The following is a 3,376-nucleotide window of genomic DNA, read 5'->3' on the forward strand; positions in this document are numbered from 1 at the left end:
AAGAATAATTAATGTCCAAACCTGATTTTTTTGGGTTCCTTCCACTGATTTTAGGCGATTATCGATGCCCTCAACCTTTTCGGTTAACTTTGCCTGTCCTACCTCTAGCTTATTTAACCGTTCGTCGATTTTGTCAAATTTTTGATTAACATCTTTTTGGAGATTGTCAATTTTCCCCTCAATCCTCGTCAAAACAGCTTCTAGGGAATAGGTAACGGTTTCGTTAGACATGGTATCAACTTCCATTAGATATATTTTCTCGGTCCGCTATTGGGGACTATTTTAAGACTAAACCGGTTCGAGGTTGTTCGAGAAGATCGTTTTTCTGGGATGACAAAACTTGAAACTGTGACTAATAGCCACGGGTTAATTCTAGGGATTACCTGAAAAAAATACTTTCCAACCGGCTGTAGCGATCGCACTTGCCAAAAGAATAATCAATGTCCAAACCTGATTTTTTTGGGTTCCTTCCACTGATTTTAGGCGATTATCGATGCCCTCAACCTTTTCGGTTAACTTTGCCTGTCCTACCTCTAGCTTATTTAACCGTTCGTCAATTTTGTCAAATTTTTGGTTAACATCTTTTTGGAAAGTGTCAAATTTTTGGTCAACATCTTTTTGGAGACTTTCAAATTTTTGGTTAACATCTTTTTGGAGATTGTCAATTTTCCCCTCAATCCTAGTCAAAACAGCTTCTAGGGAATAGGTAACGGTTTCGTTAGACATAGTATCAACTTCCATTAGATATATTTTCTCAGTCTGCTATCGGGGACTATCTTAAAACTAAACCAGTTCACCGCTTTCTTGTAAAGAGTGGAGACGTTGATAGATTCCCTGCTGATTTAATAATTGGTCATGGCTACCGATCTCGACAATCCGACCATTATCCAAGACGACAATTTGATCAGCTTCTCGAACAGTACTGAGACGGTGGGCGATAATAATCGTGGTGCGAGTGCCTAAGATGGATTTCATGGCTAGTTGAATGGCTCTTTCTGACTCATAATCTAAGCTAGAAGTGGCTTCATCAAAAACTAACACATCTGGATCAACAATTAACGCCCTAGCAATTCCTAAACGCTGTCTTTGTCCCCCCGAAAGACGCACGCCCCTTTCCCCTACAATAGTGGAATAACCATTAGGTAATTCCTGAATAAATTCATCGACACGGGCAATTTTACAGGCTTCTTCTACCTTCTCAAAGCTAATATTAGGATTACCGTAGGTGAGATTTTCTAACACCGTACCATTAAACACATCTACTTCTTGATGGACAATCGCTAACCGTCGCCGATACCAAGTCACATCCAAGCGACTAATATCCTCGCCATCTATCAGAATTTGCCCTTGACTCGGTTCAAAATAGCGGAAAAGTAACTTAACTAAAGTGGATTTTCCTGAACCAGATTTTCCCACTAATGCCACGGTTTGATAGGGTTCAATCAGAAGATTAATATCCTTTATAATCCTTCTTTCAGGACTATAGCCAAAGCTAAGATTACTTAATTCTACTTTCCCCGTAAAATGATAGGGATTGTGTTGGGCATGATCGGCTAAAAGACTACCAGCATCAGTGCCACTGGGCAAGTTGATAAATTCCTGTAAACGGGCCATAGAAGCATAGCGACGAGCGAAAGTTTCTGCCATTTGGGATAGGGGATCTAATTCCGCATAGGCCATACTAGCGAGGGTATAGGTGGTGATAAAATGCCCGATCGAGATTTTCTGTTGGACGGTGGCTAGGAGAGTAAAGAAAAATACTCCAAATAAACTAGCTTGGACGAGGGTTTTTTCCCAAGTAATTAAGTCCACATAACCCTTATGAATGCGATAGACAACGTAGGTAAATTCTCTCTCTAAACGCTGTTTCTGACGATATAATTCCTGTCCTTCTGTGGCAAAAGCTTTGACGGTTTTGATATTAGTAATAATCTCAGAATTGCGACTTTGGGTATTTTCGATGTGCTGATCAAGAATTCTTTCTTTTTGCATTAAATCTTTTAAATCTCTCAAAATAAAAGCTACAATTAATACAAAAGAAACAACAAAAGCGAGGGCGATCTGCCATTGAATTACCCAAATAACAAGAAAAATACCGAAAACTCTAAACAATTTTGGGATCATCATTCCCGCCACTTCGGGATAAGTCCAAGTATGATTTTCTATCCCTTTGGCGATCCGGTTAGCGATGCGTCCTGGATTATTTTCATCATAAAAAGATAGGGGTAAGGTGAGAATTTTGGCAATAATTTTTTTGAGATGATCTCGTCTCGCTCTTAAGGATATTTCCCAGTGAAACCATACACCCAGCCAAGGCTGAATTGGTGCTTTAATTACCGTGGTTAGGAAAATTAAGCCTAATAATACTGCCAAACTAACCCACTTTTCTGAGGCAAAGGGAGTTAAAACCATGGTGCGATCGACTAAAGATTGCACGAATCCATCTAAAGGCTGATGAGAAAGAACATTAAGAATCTGTCCGACGGCGTAGGGAACCATCAGATCGATAATTTCAAAGACACTCGATGCAGCAATGCTCAAAAAGGCGGCTTTTTGATAATTGCGATAGTAACTGATAATATCGCGTAAGGAAGCCATAACATCAAGTAAATTGCCAATTTTTAACTTCTATCTGGTAACTGCTAACTGAAGAGACTAAAGGCACTTTTGGGATTGTTTTTCTGGAGTTACCATTATACTACAATACTACAAAAATCTGCCGACCTAGAAATTTCTAGGACAAAAGCCTTGTCATAGTCTTGTATTCTCAATCAGCTATTAGTCAGGAGACGATGCCAGATCAGCTTATATTTCATCCTTGGCAAAAGCACCACATATCAATTTATCGGAAATTTTGGCGAATATTATCACAAAAATTAATAAATTTCTGAAAGGTTTTTAAGTGTTCAGTTTTATCGATACGCTGTATTATAAAGCTTTTTTTCGGTACTTCTTCCTTCAACTAAAAAATAAATATTCATCGATTAACTAATTCCTTGGGGAAATTCTTCTAAGACATTGATAAGATCAATAAAGGCTTTTTGTCGAGTTTTAGAAATATGAAAATCAGCCGCATTGTGTACCTGAATTACTCCTCCTTTACGAGTGACTATTTTCCAATAGGCAGGACTGATATTATTAATTATATAGGGATGATGACTGGTAATAATAAACTGTAAATCTCGATAATTAACTAATAAATCTTCTGTTAAAGTGTCCAAACAGTTAACCCCCAAACTATTTTCAAATTCATCGATTAATATAACTGAACTTCCCCCGTATAAATATACTAGCTATGGCTCAAAGTCTTACAGAGCCTGAGTTAAAGCAATGTAATACTAATAAACTACTGGGTACAAACTCCTGAAATCTTTAC

At 38.0% G+C, this 3,376-nt stretch carries 3 protein-coding genes and 1 pseudogene; all 4 read right to left on the reverse strand.

Annotated features, from left to right (window positions below; genetic code table 11):
- Window positions 1-231, reverse strand: a 231-nt coding sequence (locus IM500_RS24325; RefSeq protein ID WP_287739689.1) for a DUF4164 family protein, incomplete at its 3' end; no start/stop codon positions are given.
- A gap of 141 nt (window positions 232-372) precedes the next feature.
- Window positions 373-726: a DUF4164 family protein gene (locus tag IM500_RS24330; protein WP_012266708.1), complete on the reverse strand. Its 354-nt coding sequence runs from the start codon at window positions 724-726 to the stop codon at window positions 373-375.
- A 57-nt stretch (window positions 727-783) separates the two neighbouring features.
- On the reverse strand, window positions 784-2,598 hold the full coding sequence (locus tag IM500_RS24335) for an ABC transporter ATP-binding protein (protein WP_190722187.1): 1,815 nt from the start codon (window positions 2,596-2,598) through the stop codon (window positions 784-786).
- A 386-nt stretch (window positions 2,599-2,984) separates the two neighbouring features.
- Window positions 2,985-3,269 (reverse strand): annotated as a pseudogene (locus IM500_RS24340) (AAA family ATPase); the annotation flags it as partial.
- Between the last annotated feature and the right edge of the window lie 107 nt (window positions 3,270-3,376).

Source organism: Microcystis sp. M179S2 (genome assembly GCF_020245805.1).
GTDB lineage: Bacteria > Cyanobacteriota > Cyanobacteriia > Cyanobacteriales > Microcystaceae > Microcystis > Microcystis aeruginosa.